This window comes from Coleofasciculus sp. H7-2 (assembly GCF_042747725.1).
GTDB lineage: Bacteria > Cyanobacteriota > Cyanobacteriia > Cyanobacteriales > FACHB-T130 > FACHB-T130.
This window is the reverse complement of record NZ_JBHZGO010000052.1, coordinates 1-15,187: the sequence shown is the minus strand read 5'-3', so window position 1 is coordinate 15,187 and position 15,187 is coordinate 1. Positions and strand designations below refer to the sequence as shown.

Annotated in this window: 14 protein-coding genes and 2 pseudogenes; 5 read left to right on the top strand and 11 right to left on the bottom strand. The window is 46.5% G+C overall.

The window, feature by feature from the left end; genetic code table 11:
• Positions 1–456: pseudogene (locus tag ACFW2W_RS12500) on the bottom strand (hypothetical protein); the annotation flags it as partial.
• Between the two features lie 3 nt (positions 457–459).
• On the opposite strand from ACFW2W_RS12500, the gene ACFW2W_RS12495 reads away from it, so the two are divergent.
• The gene (locus ACFW2W_RS12495; protein WP_378178119.1) at positions 460–1,584 is read left to right on the top strand and encodes a DegT/DnrJ/EryC1/StrS family aminotransferase; all 1,125 of its coding nucleotides are present in this window, start codon (positions 460–462) and stop codon (positions 1,582–1,584) included.
• Between the two features lie 95 nt (positions 1,585–1,679).
• Here the strand turns inward: ACFW2W_RS12495 and ACFW2W_RS12490 are convergent, their stop codons facing one another.
• Positions 1,680–2,429 carry a DUF561 domain-containing protein gene (locus ACFW2W_RS12490; protein WP_378178117.1) on the bottom strand — a complete coding sequence of 250 codons (750 nt, stop codon included), beginning with the start codon at positions 2,427–2,429 and terminating at the stop codon, positions 1,680–1,682.
• Between the two features lie 228 nt (positions 2,430–2,657).
• On the opposite strand from ACFW2W_RS12490, the gene ACFW2W_RS12485 reads away from it, so the two are divergent.
• Together ACFW2W_RS12485 and ACFW2W_RS12480 are read left to right on the top strand one after the other, a co-directional pair.
• A complete protein-coding gene (locus ACFW2W_RS12485) occupies positions 2,658–3,773 on the top strand; it encodes a protein kinase (RefSeq protein ID WP_378178115.1) in 1,116 nt (371 codons plus the stop codon).
• A 124-nt stretch (positions 3,774–3,897) separates the two neighbouring features.
• Positions 3,898–4,062, top strand: coding sequence for a hypothetical protein (locus ACFW2W_RS12480; protein WP_378178113.1), 165 nt, complete (start codon positions 3,898–3,900; stop codon positions 4,060–4,062).
• A gap of 27 nt (positions 4,063–4,089) precedes the next feature.
• On the opposite strand, the gene ACFW2W_RS12475 is transcribed toward ACFW2W_RS12480, so the two are convergent.
• Together ACFW2W_RS12475 and ACFW2W_RS12470 are read right to left on the bottom strand one after the other, a co-directional pair.
• A complete protein-coding gene (locus ACFW2W_RS12475; RefSeq protein WP_378178111.1) occupies positions 4,090–5,325 on the bottom strand; it encodes an isomerizing glutamine--fructose-6-phosphate transaminase in 1,236 nt (411 codons plus the stop codon).
• A 228-nt stretch (positions 5,326–5,553) separates the two neighbouring features.
• Positions 5,554–6,609, bottom strand: coding sequence for a hypothetical protein (locus ACFW2W_RS12470; protein WP_378178109.1), 1,056 nt, complete (start codon positions 6,607–6,609; stop codon positions 5,554–5,556).
• Positions 6,610–6,763: 154 nt separating this feature from the next.
• Between ACFW2W_RS12470 and ACFW2W_RS12465 the strand changes: the two genes are divergently transcribed.
• The gene (locus ACFW2W_RS12465) at positions 6,764–7,699 is read left to right on the top strand and encodes a phosphodiester glycosidase family protein (RefSeq protein WP_378178107.1); all 936 of its coding nucleotides are present in this window, start codon (positions 6,764–6,766) and stop codon (positions 7,697–7,699) included.
• 10 nt (positions 7,700–7,709) lie between these two features.
• On the opposite strand, the gene ACFW2W_RS12460 is transcribed toward ACFW2W_RS12465, so the two are convergent.
• The 6 genes from ACFW2W_RS12460 to ACFW2W_RS12435 all read right to left on the bottom strand — a co-directional run bounded on the left by ACFW2W_RS12460 (position 7,710) and on the right by ACFW2W_RS12435 (position 13,058).
• Entirely contained in the window at positions 7,710–8,564 is an 855-nt protein-coding gene (locus ACFW2W_RS12460) for an MBL fold metallo-hydrolase (protein ID WP_378178105.1), read from the bottom strand.
• A gap of 7 nt (positions 8,565–8,571) precedes the next feature.
• Positions 8,572–9,666, bottom strand: a complete 1,095-nt coding sequence (aroC, locus tag ACFW2W_RS12455; RefSeq protein WP_378178103.1) for a chorismate synthase — start codon at positions 9,664–9,666, stop codon at positions 8,572–8,574.
• A gap of 389 nt (positions 9,667–10,055) precedes the next feature.
• A complete protein-coding gene (locus tag ACFW2W_RS12450; protein WP_378178101.1) occupies positions 10,056–10,616 on the bottom strand; it encodes a Uma2 family endonuclease in 561 nt (186 codons plus the stop codon).
• A 163-nt stretch (positions 10,617–10,779) separates the two neighbouring features.
• Positions 10,780–11,931, bottom strand: a complete 1,152-nt coding sequence (locus tag ACFW2W_RS12445; protein WP_378178121.1) for an outer membrane beta-barrel protein — start codon at positions 11,929–11,931, stop codon at positions 10,780–10,782.
• On the bottom strand, positions 11,931–12,659 hold the full coding sequence (locus tag ACFW2W_RS12440; protein ID WP_378178099.1) for a C39 family peptidase: 729 nt from the start codon (positions 12,657–12,659) through the stop codon (positions 11,931–11,933). Before ACFW2W_RS12440 ends, ACFW2W_RS12445 begins: the two co-directional genes overlap by 1 nt.
• A 9-nt stretch (positions 12,660–12,668) precedes the next feature.
• Positions 12,669–13,058: a hypothetical protein gene (locus ACFW2W_RS12435; protein WP_378178097.1), complete on the bottom strand. Its 390-nt coding sequence runs from the start codon at positions 13,056–13,058 to the stop codon at positions 12,669–12,671.
• A gap of 200 nt (positions 13,059–13,258) precedes the next feature.
• Here ACFW2W_RS12435 and ACFW2W_RS12430 point away from each other — a divergent pair, with 200 nt between their 5' ends.
• Positions 13,259–14,656 (top strand): NB-ARC domain-containing protein, encoded by a 1,398-nt coding sequence (locus tag ACFW2W_RS12430; RefSeq protein ID WP_378178095.1) that lies wholly within the window; start codon positions 13,259–13,261, stop codon positions 14,654–14,656.
• An 85-nt stretch (positions 14,657–14,741) separates the two neighbouring features.
• Here ACFW2W_RS12430 and ACFW2W_RS12425 read toward each other — a convergent pair.
• Positions 14,742–15,187: pseudogene (locus ACFW2W_RS12425) on the bottom strand (photosystem II q(b) protein); the annotation flags it as partial.

Sequence of the window (15,187 nt, the reverse complement as noted above, 5' to 3'; positions counted from 1 at the left end):
TATAGAGAATACACGAGTCCAAATTATGGTTAGGTTGCGTAGGAATTCGTGTAGGGGTGAGGGAGGTGAGAAGACGGAGGAGAGAGGAGTTAGGGGTGAAGGATGAGGACTGAGGAGGGAGGAGTGAGGAGGGAGGAGGGAGGAGGGAGGAGTTAGGACTGAGGACTGAGGACTGAGGAGGGAGGAGTTAGGACTGAGGAGGGAGGAGGGAGGAGTGGCTTGGTGAGAAGTGGAAGATGGTGCTGTCGTAGTTTTTGGGTGAGTGCTGAGGAGTGAGGAGTGAAAAGTGAGGAGTGAGGAGTGAGGAGTGAGTGCTGAGGAAAGGTTTCCCCTGCCTTCCCAAGCCTGCGAAACAATTTTATAAGTTCGGCATTCTGAATCAAAAAGGATGGTGAGGCGTGGATTCCCTTTCTGAGCAAAATTTGGTTCTATGTAGATAAAAATTTGTGGTGTCAACGAGTGAATAATATTCCCCCCCTAGACCTGTCGCGGCAGTACAAAATTATCAGTGAAGAAGTGAGTGCAGCCGTTCTAGGCATCTTGGCTTCTGGTCGTTATATTGGTGGTCCTTCGGTTGCAGGCTTTGAGCAACAGTTTGCAGCTTACGTGGGCGTTTCAGAGTGTGTGGCGTGTAATTCTGGTACAGATGCCCTTTATCTGGCTCTCAGGGCTTTACAGATTGGGCCGGGGGATGAGGTAATTACGACGCCTTTCACCTTTATTGCCACTGCTGAGGTAATTAGCGTGGTGGGGGCGACGCCGGTTTTTGTTGATATTGATGCCCATACGTTTAATTTCGATATCAACCAGATGCAAAAGGCGATTACCGATAAAACTCGCGCCATTATCCCGGTTCACCTGTTTGGGCAGCCGGTGGATATGACGGCAGTTATGGACGTAGCACAGGCTCACAATCTAGCGGTGATTGAAGACTGTGCCCAAGCCACAGGTGCTGAGTGGGCAGGATCTAGAGTCGGCAGCATCGGGCATATTGGCTGCTTTAGTTTCTTTCCTACCAAAAATCTGGGTGCCTGTGGGGATGGCGGTGCTGTGACGACGAACGATCCAGCGATCGCTTCTGCTGTACGGATGCTGCGGGAGCATGGAATGCGCGATCGCTACCATCATGAAGCAACTGGCGTCAATAGCCGCTTAGATGCTCTACAAGCCGCCATTCTGCAAATCAAACTGCGTTATCTGGATACGTGGAATGACCTGCGTCGCTCGGTTGCACAGCATTACCACCGATTGTTAGAGCCGGTGCCTGGGGTGGTGAAGCCGCAAGAAACGCCAAGAGGTCGCTGTATCTGGAATCAATACACGATTCGCCTTACCCAATCTGGTAACGGCAGCTATCGGGACGAGGTTCGCAATCGGCTACAGCAGCAAGGCGTCAGTTCGATGGTTTACTATCCCCTGTCTTTACACCTACAGCCGGTCTACAAGAATTTAGGCTATAAACCTGGTGACTTCCCTGTGGTGGAGCAAGTCTGTCACGAGGTTTTGTCCTTGCCCATGTTCCCAGAACTTTCTCTGGAGGAACAGGAGCAAGTGGTTTACAGCTTGAAAGACTGCTTGGGCTAAGGGAAAAGTGATGAGTTTTAAGTTTTGAGTTTTGAGTTAGTCGAGATTTATTCAAAATTCAAAACTCATCACTCATAACTTCTACCGCTTAGCGATTACGCATGAATACGTTCGCGGCTGACAGTGGATAGCGCTTCCACCAAGCTACGAACAGCCGCCACCATCGCGACTTCGCTATTGAGTTGGTTGATGGCTGAACCGACGCCGACACCGGCAGCACCGGCAGCGATCGCCATCGGTGCGGTGACGCTGGAAATCCCGGAAGCACACAGGACTGGGACACAAACAGCGCGGGAAATTTCGTAAGCTGCCGCTAGGGTGGGAGCCGCTTTTTCAATCAGTCCCAGCGTACCGGCGTGAGTCGGGGTTGAGGAAGTGCCTCCTTCAGTTTGGATAATATCGGCACCGGCTTTTACCAACGCTTCTGCGAGTTGAACTTGCCGATCTAGCTCCAGAATGTGGGGCACGGTGACAGACAAGGTAATATTCGGCAGCAGCGATCGCGTCGAGAGCGTCAGCGCCAACACTTCCTCTGCCTCAAACCGCCGTCCCTGCGCGTAAAAACTATCAAAGTTGCCGATTTCAATCAAATCCGCTCCAGCTTCCACTGCGATCGCCAACAGTTCTGGTTCTACTGCTGAAACGCAAATTGGCAGGTTTGTCAACTGACGAGCCAACCGCACCAAACTGGGATCGGCGGCAATATCAACGAAAGTAGCACCGCCTAAGTCGGCTGCCTTAACAGTGGCAGCAACGCGCTCCGGATCGAAGTTATTCAAGCCGGTAATAATTTTTAAAGCACGGCCTTGGTCAAAGACACGCTGTAGTGTAGTATGCATGGTCATAAGCTCTAATTGGTTCGCAAATTTTGCATCTTAATTGTACAGACCGAATCATCCGGTCTCTACATTCAAAAACGATCTACCTGGATAATATGACTGCGGAAGGGTTGTGCATCACCGTTGATTGCAATACCATCAGGAAATAAAAATCACTCTCTGCTTTTTATCACATCCGGGATCTAGACTAGGAGCATAGCGCAGATCCTGCCCTCCTCCTGCCAGTGACGAGCCATGAATTTTCCTCCCACAAATCTGTCAACTTTTCACTCAGATGTTTTACAGCAAACTGAACTGGGGCAGCTGTGTGGTACCGAGCGGTTGTTTCGCGATCGCTATGAAATCCTGCGAATGTTGGGCAGAGGTGGCTTTGGTGTCACCTTTTTAGCCAGAGATGCCAACTTGCCGGGAGATCCTTTGTGCGTGATTAAGCAGCTGTGCCCAAAGTTTAGCGATCCGATTGGACTGCAAACAGCGCGGAAACGCTTCGAGCAAGAAGCAAGAATCCTCAGTAAGTTGGGCAGTCATTCTCAAATTCCCATGCTGCTGGATTACTTTGTAAACGAAGGAGAATTTTATTTAGTTCAAGAATATGTGCGAGGGTATACCCTAGCTCGCCTGGTGCGGCGCGGAGGTCCCTTATCGGAAGAGGGCGTTAAATATTTCCTCCGTCAAATTCTGCCATTGTTGCAGTACATCCACGGCAATAATGTGATTCACCGCGATATTAAGCCCCAAAACATCATCCGTTGTCAGGACGATGGGAGACTGGTACTGATTGACTTTGGCGCTGTCAAAGAGGAGATGGTTCCTTTAAGCGATACGGGAAGTCAGAAGCAAACTACCCAGTTCATTGGCACGGTTGGATTTGCACCGCCGGAACAATTTTCACTGCGTCCTGTTTATGCCAGCGATATTTATTCACTAGGGGTGACGTGTCTTTACTTGTTAAGTGGGAAAGCACCGCTAGAATTTGATAGCGATCGCTCTACGGGTGAGATTCAGTGGCAGGATGCGGTATCAGTCAGTAAAGACTTTGGCAAAATTCTTAACAGAATGCTGAAAATCTCGTTGCGCGAACGTTATCAATCTGCGGGAGTGATTATGCAGGCATTTGGCTGGGAATCGCCGCAAGACAATTTAGCGCAGTTTATGACGACTCAGCGTCCTTCCGAGAAAGGTTCAGATCGGAAGAAATCGGAAGCAAATTCACAAAATTATATTCCTCCTACCGCCAGAACAGCGATCGCTCTTCGAGATTGGAAAGCCAGGTGGCAGGCAAAGCAACGGGAGCATCAAAAAAGAAGCCATCATGGCATCATCAGCAGTTCTGGTCATTCAGGATTTTAGAAATTGGTAGCAGGTAAATTCTAGTTAGTTATTACACTATCTATAGGTACGGGCTTTCGCATTTAGGCGGGAATTTCTCATTGTTTGCAGCAGTTTATTTCCCGAATGCGAAAGCCCCTACAAGATGCCAATATTACTTGATTGGACGCCAGTAAAACTTCAGAATCGTAAAAAAGGCTGGGTTCTGAACCGCTATGTGTACGATTCAGAAACCGATTACCGCGTCAGTTTTGTGCGGACTCGCGGACAATGGCGGCTGCGTTACTTCTTGCCAGGAAATGGGAATTAAGCGATCGCAATTTCTGGAATAAAGATGTTATTCCCCAGCCAAAGTTTTTGTCAAATTCCTAGGACGATCGACATCCAATCCCCGATGAACAGCAGTGTAATAGGCTAATAGTTGCAGCGGGATAACTGTTAGGATGGGAGAAAATAGTTCGTCTACTTCCGGTACAGTTAAAATATCATCAAATAGCTCTATAGCCTGTGGATTATTGATGGATGTCACCCCAATCAGGTGAACCCCCCTTGCCTTTGCTTTCTGGACATTGGCAAGGATTTTTTCGTACACAGTTCCCGGCATTGCGATCGCTACTACAGCTACAGTGGAATCTAGCATGGCAATGGGGCCGTGCAGAAACTCTCCAGCATGATACCCTGTTGCGTGAATATAGCTAGTTTCCTTCAGTTTTAGCGCTCCTTCAAGCGCAATGGGAAAGTTAATCCCGCGCCCTAAAAAAATGCAGTCTTGGGTATGGATAAAATCTTTTGCTAGCTTCTCGATAACGGGCTTTTGCTGGTGCAAAATCGTGTCAATTTGAGCCGGAATTTGGTATAATTGAGAGAAAATTTGATGTAGGCGATCGCTCGATAGCGTTTGGCGGCAGTATGCTACATCAAGAGCCAAACAGTAGAATGCTATTAACTGAGCGACAAAGGTTTTGGTGGCAGCGATCGCTACTTCAGTTCCTGCCAAAGTCTGAATGGTACGATCTACCAATTTTTCTAGAGAACTTCCCGCCTGATTGGTAATTCCTAAAAGTCGAGTTTCACCAGAACGACGCTCTTTTTCTATCTCCAAGGCAGCGAGAGTATCTGCGGTTTCTCCAGACTGGGTAACGCCAATAACTAGGGTGTTAGGAGTTGGGGGCGATGGAGCCTCCCAAAATTCCGCAGCACACTGTACGATTGTTGGCACTTTCGCAACCTGTTCCAGCAGATATTTACCCACTAAGCTGGCATGAAGACTGCTGCCACAGGCAAGAATTTTAATTTGGTCTACGCCATCGTATAATTCAGATGAAAAACCTAGATTGAGAGGCTTTTTAGTAAATTTAGGAAGTGGCTCTTTACTGCTAAAGTGAATTTCTAAAAACGCCTCTAGACAAGTTCTTACAACTTCTGATTGCTCATGAATTTCCTTGAGCATGAAGTTTGAATATATCTTTTCTTCAGGAGAATTCACGTTTCCTCTGATAGGATTAAAACGATTTTCAATCGGGAGTCTTTCAATTTTTCTCGTTCCCAGCCTCCGACTCGTACATAACAGCAAAATTTTTCCACCAGTTGCTCTTAAATAGAAGGGGAAAGGGGAGAGGAAACCAATCGGTTATTTTTGTCATGCTGCACTAGGAATGTCGATTGTATTGACTGCTGCCTCTAGGAGGTAGAGCCTGCTAGAGGCAGTATTGCCGGACTTAGCCAAGGAACGAGAATAAAAAACCTATTCTTGAAAGGAAATTGTCCCCACTTCCATTACCGATTACTTACTGCCAACAGCTTAGCGATGAGGAAATAACTTCGGCTCAGTCGCAGGTTTTGCGGTTGCCTGGTTAGAGGTAGGTGGTGAAGCCGATGAAGTTGAGCGCAACTCTTGATAGAAACCGAGAACTTTTTCTGTATAAGGGCCGGTTTCGTTGCTGTTATAGCGGCTAGGATCGCCCGTCATCCACCAGGAAGCAGCCCGTTGTACGGCTACCGCCTCATTGTTGCCACTAGCCTGAAACTCGTCCCGCAGCACGTCGCGCATGACACACACCAGAATGCTTCGTGCGGTTACGGGACTGCCTTCAAATTGCGTCGGTGTTAGTTCCCGATTGATACATTGTTGTGACCAGCGGGGGATGTTGTCTGGTTTAACTTGCCACTCGCTGTAGAGTCCATCATCAGAGGTGCCAGTTTGCGGCGCTGCCCGTCGTAACGCTTCCACCAGCGCCCCTACATGGGTATCAGAAATCTTTGCTGAATCGGTAGCAGCCGCCGCTGTGACAGGGGGTTTTGCGGGTGGCTGGTTTGAGTTGGGTGACGGTGTGGGAGTTGGAGTTGGTTTAGCCGGTGGCTGGGTAGCAGGTTTGGGTTGGGTTGAGGCTGGTGATACTGCGGATGGATTTGAGCGCAACTGTTGGTAGAAACCGGAAACTTTTTGGATATAGGAGGCGATGTCTTTGCTGTTATAGCGGGTGGGATCGCCTGTCATCCACCAAGCGGCAGCGCGTTGCACCGCTACGGATTCATTGTTACCCGCCGCTTGATACTGTTGGCGAAGAATATTGCCCATGATGCACTCTACGACTTTCCGTGCGGTGACGGGATTTGCTTCAAATTCCGCTGTGTTGAGGGAACGTCCGGTACATTGTTTTGACCAGCGAGGGATGTTGTTCGGTTTGATTTGCCAGTCGCTGTAGAGTCCATCGTCCTGTTTTCCGGTTTGGGGTGCTGCCTTCCTTAGCGCTTCTGCGAATGCCGCTACTTTAGCATCTGTTATCTGTGCTTGAGCGGGCAGTGCTGACAGCCCAATGCTGAGGATTGCTCCCCACAGTAACCACTGTAATCGCATGGCTTGCGTCCTACGAACTTAAAACTCTTTTTTATCCTAAGTGGTAATTCAATGATGCGCGATCGCTCGCGATGAGAATGCGATCGCGGCACTTGCTGCAAAATTAGAGGATATCTTGGGATAATCGGTGGCTGTCGAAAAATCCTCAACCAGCATGAGCAAACGACCCAAAATTCTCTGGAAGCGATCGCTAAGTGCCATTGCCCTTGGTCTGGTGCTGTTGCCCCCGCTACTCTATGGTGTCTTCTATGGTGTTTTGTGTCTAAGTCGTCCACCCCGCACCGACATTCAGCAATCGCTATTTCAAGGTATCGTTTATCGGCGCATTCCCCGCTCAACACCGCGCCCCCTGACGATCCACGTTGTCACTATCGACCTAAAAGCGCCAGGAATTGGGGTGTTGGTGACACCGGGAAAACCTACCCAAGGAAAAGAAACGGCAGCACAAACGACCAGTGACTTTTTGCGGGAATTTAACTTGCAGTTGGCAATTAATGGTAGCTTTTTTTACCCATTCCAAGAGCAATGGCTGTTATATTATCCCCACAGTGGCGACCCCGTGAACGTTTTAGGGCAAGCGATTTCTAAGGGCGTGACCTATTCTGCTTTCGAGCGGGGCTGGCCTGTTTTGTGTTTTTCTAAGGATAATCGTGCCCAAATTAGCAAGCAAAGTTGTCCTGCGGATACGGCTCAAGCTTTGGCAGGTGGCGAAATAATCATAGAACGCGGCAACTTAGTGGCGATGAAAAATAACCGCGATCAAAAAAAGTTGTTTCCGCGCACAGTGGTTGCGACTGATGAACGCGGCGAGAAATTGTGGCTCATTCTGATTGATGGTCGCCAGCGTTTCTATAGTGAGGGCGTCAGTATAATTGAGCTGCAAAATATTATTGCCGAATTGGGTGTTTATCGGGCATTGAACTTGGATGGCGGCGGTTCGACAACGCTGGTGGTAGCGAGTCGTGGGGGGAAGCTCACGCTCAATTCACCGATTCATACTCGCATCCCCAGGCGACAGCGCCCAGTGGCGAACCATCTGGGCTTTTATGCGCGACCTTTAAAAATTAAAAATAAACAATCTTATTTTTAATTTTGCATTTTTAATTTACCTGCACAATCATCCCTTCACGCGCGAGGAACGAACCAGGCGAGACTTCTTGAACTTGTGTCTCAATTTGATCGAGAAAGTCATCGCTGTGGTTTGGTTCGTGGTGAAAAATCGCCAACCGCTTGACACCTGCTGCCTGCGCCACTTTCACCCCTTCCTGCCAAGTGGAGTGTCCCCAGCCGACTTTGGGAGATTTAGGGTTGTTATACTCCTCGTCGGTGTACATGGCATCGTAAATCAAGACATCGGCTTCGCGAGCTAAGTGCAGCACATTTTCATCTGGGCGATCCGACAAATGTTCCGTATCCGTACAGTAGAACACTGTGTGTCCTTGCCACGTCACCCGATATCCCATCGCGCCGTTGGGATGGTTGAGCGGGCCGGTTTCAATGGTGATATCATCCACCTGAAAGGTATCGCCACAAATTAGCTCGTAAAACTTCAAGTCAGCTTCCATGCCTTGCAGTGGCACTGGAGAATTTGAGTGCATCACGCGATCGCAAAAATGCTGTTTCATCGAGTCTGCATCCGGTGGCACTGCCCCGTAAATGTGGAAGCAATTGCCCTCCATAAAAGCTGGCTTAAAAAATGGTACTCCTTGAATATGATCCCAGTGATAGTGAGTAAAAAACATATAAGCTTCCACTGACTGCTGCTGGCTTATCAAATCTTTAGATAGCAGGCGCAAGCCAGTGCCGCCATCAAAGATCAGACGTTTCCCGCCTATTTGCATTTCTATACAAGAAGTATTGCCACCGTAGCGAACGGTATCTTTTCCAGGGGAGGGGATACTGCCTCGCACACCCCAAAACTGAAGCAAAAACTCGGAAGAAGGGCTGGTTTCCATTTCACTCTCAAGGCTTTAAAGTACCGCACTGACCCTGATGGCGTAGCAAATGATCGCAAAGCACCAAAGCCACCATTGCCTCTACCATAGGCACCGCTCTAGGCAAAACGCAAGGGTCGTGACGCCCCTTAGCTGCTAGTATAGTCTCTTCACCCTCGCGGGTCACGGTGCGCTGTTCTTTGCGAATTGTGGCTGTTGGTTTAAACGCCACTCGAAGAATAATATTTTCTCCGTTGGAGATGCCGCCCTGAATCCCGCCGGAACGATTTGTTTTGGTGCGAATTTCGCCGGTTTCGTCAATCGAGAATTCGTCATTATGTTCGCTGCCCGATAACAAAGTCCCGGCAAAACCAGAGCCAATTTCAAATCCTTTACTTGCTGGTAGAGACATGACACCTTTAGCCAGGTCTGCTTCCAGCTTATCAAATACTGGCGAACCTAGCCCTTTAGGTAGATGACGGGCAACACATTCTACAACTCCGCCGATGGAGTCGCCTTCTCGCCCTACCTGCTCAATTTTTTCGATCATCCGCTCTGCACATTCTGCATCAGGACAGCGGACAATATTACTTTCTACTTGTTCTAAGGTAACGGTATCGGGATCGACGACGCCTTCTAAGTCTTTGATGCGCTTGACATAGGCGATAATTTCAACTCCGGCAACTTGGTGAAGGATTTTTTTAGCGATCGCGCCAGCGGCTACTCGTCCAATTGTCTCCCGCGCCGAGGATCTGCCGCCACCCTGCCAGTTGCGAATGCCATATTTAGCATCATAAGTCGCATCAGCATGAGAGGGGCGATATTTCTGCGCCATTTCATCATAATCTTGGGGGCGAGTGTCCTTGTTTCGCACCAAAATTGCGATTGGCGTTCCCAGGGTTTTGCCTTCAAATACGCCAGAAAGAATTTCGCAGGTGTCAGCTTCTTTGCGGGGTGTGACGATTTTACTTTGTCCCGGACGCCGCCGATCGAGTTCTACCTGAATTTCTTCGGCAGAAATTTCCAATTGCGGTGGACACCCATCGATAATCACGCCGACGCCGCCGCCGTGGGATTCGCCAAATGTAGTGATGCGAAATAGATGCCCGAAGGTATTGCCCATAATACTTAAGGAGGGTGCATAGCGATTTGTATCTTAACAGCGATCGCTCCCTATGATGGGGTGTGGTCAATCATTTGTTGCTTGGTAATGAAGAACTTTCCTTGTCTCCCTTGTCCTCTAGACGCCAACAGGTTTGGTTTTGATCGCACCCCTTGAAAGGGGCAAAGGCGTTAGCTTTCCCCGAAATGCGTTTTGCCCTCGTGCATCACCTCCATCCCCATACCGGCGCGGTTACGGTTGATGATGTCCGCGCATAGCAGAAAATAAAGCACTATCAAATACACCAGTGACACTAAACATAAACGGAGCGATCGCACAAGGCACACAAACCGGGGTTTTTTAAAAAAATTCGGTTTCTTCTTAGCTTCTCACCTAGAATTTTGAATGGCTTACCTTGGTATCCTTGCCAATTGAAAAACCTGCTCAGGCGTTATTTCCAAACCCTCAAACAGAGTATCAATTAACGGCGTATCTCCCATATAAGTCTGCGGTGGCGCATCTGGATAAAAAACCGTAATGCTTCTCGCTTGACTATCTACCACCCAAACTCGCAACACCCCCGCATCTAAATAATCTCTTGCTTTAGCGGCCAATTGCCCAAAAGTTTGTCCGGGTGAAATAATTTCGATAACTAATTCTGGAGGAACAGAACACGCTCCATCCTCCTCCCAATCTAGCGGAAACCGATCGGCACAAATGTACATAATATCGGGCGTTGGTACCCAGTCTCGACCTCTTCGAGTTAATTTAATCCCTAATTCTGGACAAACCTCACCTCGTCCAGCACACCATTCATCCAACAACTGAAGTAGCACCCTAGTAAGCCGAGAATGAAATTTTTTTGGTGACATTTTTGGTATTGCCTCACCATCCACCAATTCGTAAGTCACATCGCCTTCTGGTAACGCCAGAAATTCTTCTAGGGTAAGTTGGTTTTTTGCTTGGAGCATAGATATTCGCCCCTTTATACCATAAAATTGCCAACGGAAAAGCGTCTCCCAAAAGGAGAGTTCTTTTATTTTAGCTAGTACTTCAGCACAGAAACCGGGTTTTTCCAAAAAACACAATTTTTTGTTGGCTTCTCACCTTGGCAAAAAAATTAACATAGTATTATTACAGCAATTTTCGACATTTTTTTTGATTTTCAGGAATCTGACATCGCAAATCTTCTATACTCTGTTTAAGTTCTCTAATTTGCTGCTGCAATATTTCTATCTGAACATCCTTTTCATATAAACTTTGATAAATTTTCTGAACAGCCATATTTGGACTCTCTGCTAACATATTGTTATCCCTAATATTGCCATTGCTCATGTTAGACTGAGAACCAATGCCAGAATATGAATTAGGCTCTTTGTTTGTTAACTGAGTAGAGGTAGCAGAACTGCTAGATAGAGGTTTTTCTGTAGTATTAGTAGCCCAACCATTGATTGACTGAGAAGGAATAGCAGATGTATTATTATTATCCTGGGTTCTTTGTCGTTGACCACCAACAATTCCTCGACCTCCCCACTCAATGCCAACTCCTAGTCTCGTATCTCCACCCCGCATACTAAGAGTTGTGCGTAGCCCGATATCCTGATCTCCTTTATTATCCAAATTGTAACCAGTGCGGAATGACAGCGAAGTTACAGGCAAATTAGTATCGCCGATAGGTATGGCGTAGTTAGCATAAGCACTGAAATTAACTCTCTCATTCGCTATAAACCCCGCTCCTATTCCTAAATTCAGACTGCTATTAGCAGAGTCTAACGGTTGAGAATATCCCAGAGAACCTAAGACAATTACAGGATCTCTGATTAAACTAGCTTGACCTTGAACTGTCACTGTCCAAGGGTAAGCAACACCGACTGAAAAACGAGGGTCTAGGGTAGATCCAGGCTTGGGACGGTATTCTACAGACAAACCAGCGCCAAGGTCAGTGTTAGTTTCTGTTAGAGTTTGAGTACGATTGCTAAAATCTCGTTTTTGCCGGCCAATGAACAAATTAGGGTTAACATTGGCTGAAATACTTAAATTACGGCTGAAAGTGTAGCTTCCTGAAACAGAAAAGTTAATTGATTGGTTGAAGGTCTCAAAATTAAATGGAGTCCCTTCTCGATCAAAATCAAATCCGTCTCGTCCAGAGGGTATGTAATTGACACCAAAAGTGTAGATGTAGCCTCCCGTTTCTTCGTCTGGTAGTCGCAAGGGGTCAATGGGAACTTGAGCCAGTGCCGGTTGACAGATCAGCAAAGCGAGCGGCAGAATCAGGACTATTTTCATCATAATTTCCTTCTCAGTGAGTTGAGCCTTGCTAAACGGAGTTCTGCCCAACGTAGCGTTTCGCTTTGCTGTTCTTTTGCAGTGGACATCAAGTTTTCAGGTGGAAGTGGTACAAGGCTCACACCACTAAAACCTTGCTCATTTACTAAAGCGCGAAGTGGTTGAACGCGCCGTCCCCATGATGGATCTGCTAAAATTACCCAATCCCCTACCATGCCGACTGCTAAAACATAGTGCATTTGAGGTTTTGTGACGTGCAGAACAACAGGGAGTCCCCCTTTGTGAAAGTAGTCGGCTAACGATGCTAGGGTAAGTCGCATCCCCCTAGCTTGAATGCCTTTATCACTTAAAGCTTGTCTTAATGCTAAGGCGGTGACTCCTCTTTCTTCTGGTTTTTTCCCACTTCCTTCCATCGCTTTTTCTGACAGTTCTAAAATCTCAGATTCCGCTGTCGGTTGACCGTAGTAGTGAGTCAGTAGGGTTGCTACAGCCGCCGGGCCACAGGTGTAATAGTTAGTCTGACCTATGACTCCTTGATAGCGAAGGGTGCGATAAGGAGTGATCGGATCAGCAAAACTCGGAAATACAACCGATCCCAAAATACAAACACAATTAAAAACTAAACATAAGATATCTTTAAATTTACTTGCTTGCTCTGGCTTCACAGTTTTTTTTGCCCGATAAAATAGCGTTCCCAAACAAAGCTTGGGAACGCTGGCTGACAGCATTCAAATGAGTTATCGAACGAATACTCTCAGCCCGTTAATCTTTTGCCCGTTTTGGAAAAAACGAACTCCATTTTTGGCAGCACTACCGCCAGGAATCAAGCTAAAAGCAGCTCCCTTAGCACCTGCTATAGCATAGTCTTGCCAACCACACTGCTGCCCGGGGCGCTGACACTCTGCATACTTGAAGGCAAGCTCTAAACCCGTACCTGCTGCAACCCAGACCCACTCTCCTTCAACTTGTGCTAGTTCCGCATCACTCATCATTTGTCCTTCAGGTAACACAACCTGCTGTTGTTGCCTAGGTGTAGTTGGCTGTGCCAGTGAATCAGCAAAGGCAGGAGCAAGTGTCATATTCGTCAAGAAAACGGCTGCACCTGTTGCAGTCAGTAACTTTTTCATTGTAATAATCCTTAAATTTTTGTATGTTTCTATGTGAAAATATAAACTACTCCTTATAAATTTAACAACTCAAAATAGTAGGGTTCAGTACCCAATTTTTCTAAGTATACTAAAGCAATTTGGTAGGATTTAGTAGGATTAGGTTGACAAAGTAGAAGGTGGTAAGATATATTACACAAAATATTAATCTATATCTCCCCATGAATAATATTGAAGATGTTTTACAGTGGGCTGATAGCTTAATTTTTGATAAAACTGGAAAACCTCTCACACCTATACAGGAAGCAATACTAACGGGTGTTTTGCAACAACAAAAATATCCTCAAATAGCCCAAACTTTTAAATGTAGTGAATCTCACGTTAAAAAAGAAGGTTCTAAATTATGGGAAAAGCTGCGGGAGGAATTAGGGGAAGACCTCAATAAACTTAATTTTCGTTCTAAGTTAGAAAAAAAACATAGTGTTTCTCAACTTTCCCAATTAGGTCACTGTTTATTACAAGTTGATAATGTTAACATTGGTGGTCAATTCATACAAACTATTAAAGATCCGCAAACGCGATCGCACTCTCCCGCTGAATCTCCACAAAACCAAGAGCGATCGCCCATAATAGATTTAACAGACGCACCAGAATTACTTAGCTTTTACGATCGCATCTCAGAACTATCCACCCTCAAACAGTGGATTTTACAAGCACGCACGCGCTTAATTACGATATACGGTTTAAGTGGAATTGGCAAAAGTGCGATCGCGCTCAAACTCATTGAAGAAATCCAAACCGAATTCGATTATATTATTTGGCGAAGTCTCAGTAACACTCCTACACTTTCAACACTGCAAATCGAACTAAAACAATTTTTTTCGCGATCGCAACAAACCCCATTACCCACAGTCATCGATTATTTTCGCGCCTCTCGTTGCTTAGTAATCCTTGATGACGTGCAGAATATTTTTACAAGCGGTCAATTAGCAGGTCAATATTTAGCTGGGTATGAGGATTATGGCAAATTTTTTAAACAACTTGCCAACTTATCTCATCATCATAGTTGTTTAATTCTCGTCAGTTGGGAAAAATCTAGAGAAATCGCTACTTTAGAAGCAGAAAATAGACCTGCACGAACATTACACCTGAAAGGGTTAGGAGAACAAACAGGAGAAATTTTGAGAGAGAAAGGATTAATTGATGAAGAAAAATGGACAGAATTAATTACCATTTATCAAAGTCATCCTTGCTGGTTAAATATCATCGCAACAACAATTATAGAACTATTTAACGGTAGCGTTTCCCGGTTTTTAGCAGAGGGAAATGATATATTTTTAGGTGACTTAGAACCGCTTTTAGAATATCACTTAGAGCGTTTATCGGAGTCAGAAAAACAGGTGAGCTATGGGTTAGCGAGTCAAGCTGAAGCTGTAGATATTTCGCAACAACCAGCAGATAATGCATTATCCAAATCTGAATCCTGGAAAGCCATACAATCATTAGCGCGACGCGGCTTAGTAGAAAAAGTGCAAGTAGGAGCGCGATCGCACTTTCACCTTAATCCTGTATTCAAAGCATACATTCAGTCGAAGTTTAATCCTCTCAAGACAAAATAGTAACACTCCCTGGCAAGAGTTTCTCCTCAAACAAAAAACGCCCCCCTTTCGGAGAGCGTTTTTATTTAGCTAGAGTCTCTAGCGATTAACCATTGATGCTTGGAGCAACTAGAGCCACTGGAGTAGACTCACCTGCTGCCAAGTCCAGGGGGAAGTTGTGAGCATTGCGCTCGTGCATCACTTCCATACCCAGGTTGGCGCGGTTGATCACGTCTGCCCAAGTGTTGATCACCCGACCTTGGCTGTCAATCACTGACTGGTTGAAGTTGAAACCATTCAGGTTGAATGCCATCGTGCTGATCCCTAAAGAGGTGAACCAGATACCGATGACGGGCCATGCACCCAACAAGAAGTGCAAGGAACGGCTGTTGTTGAAGGAAGCATATTGGAAGATCAACCGACCAAAGTAGCCGTGGGCGGCAACGATGTTGTAGGTTTCTTCTTCTTGACCGAATTTGTAACCGTAGTTCTGTGATTCGGTTTCGGTGGTTTCACGCACCAAGGAGGATGTTACCAAGGAACCGTGCATGG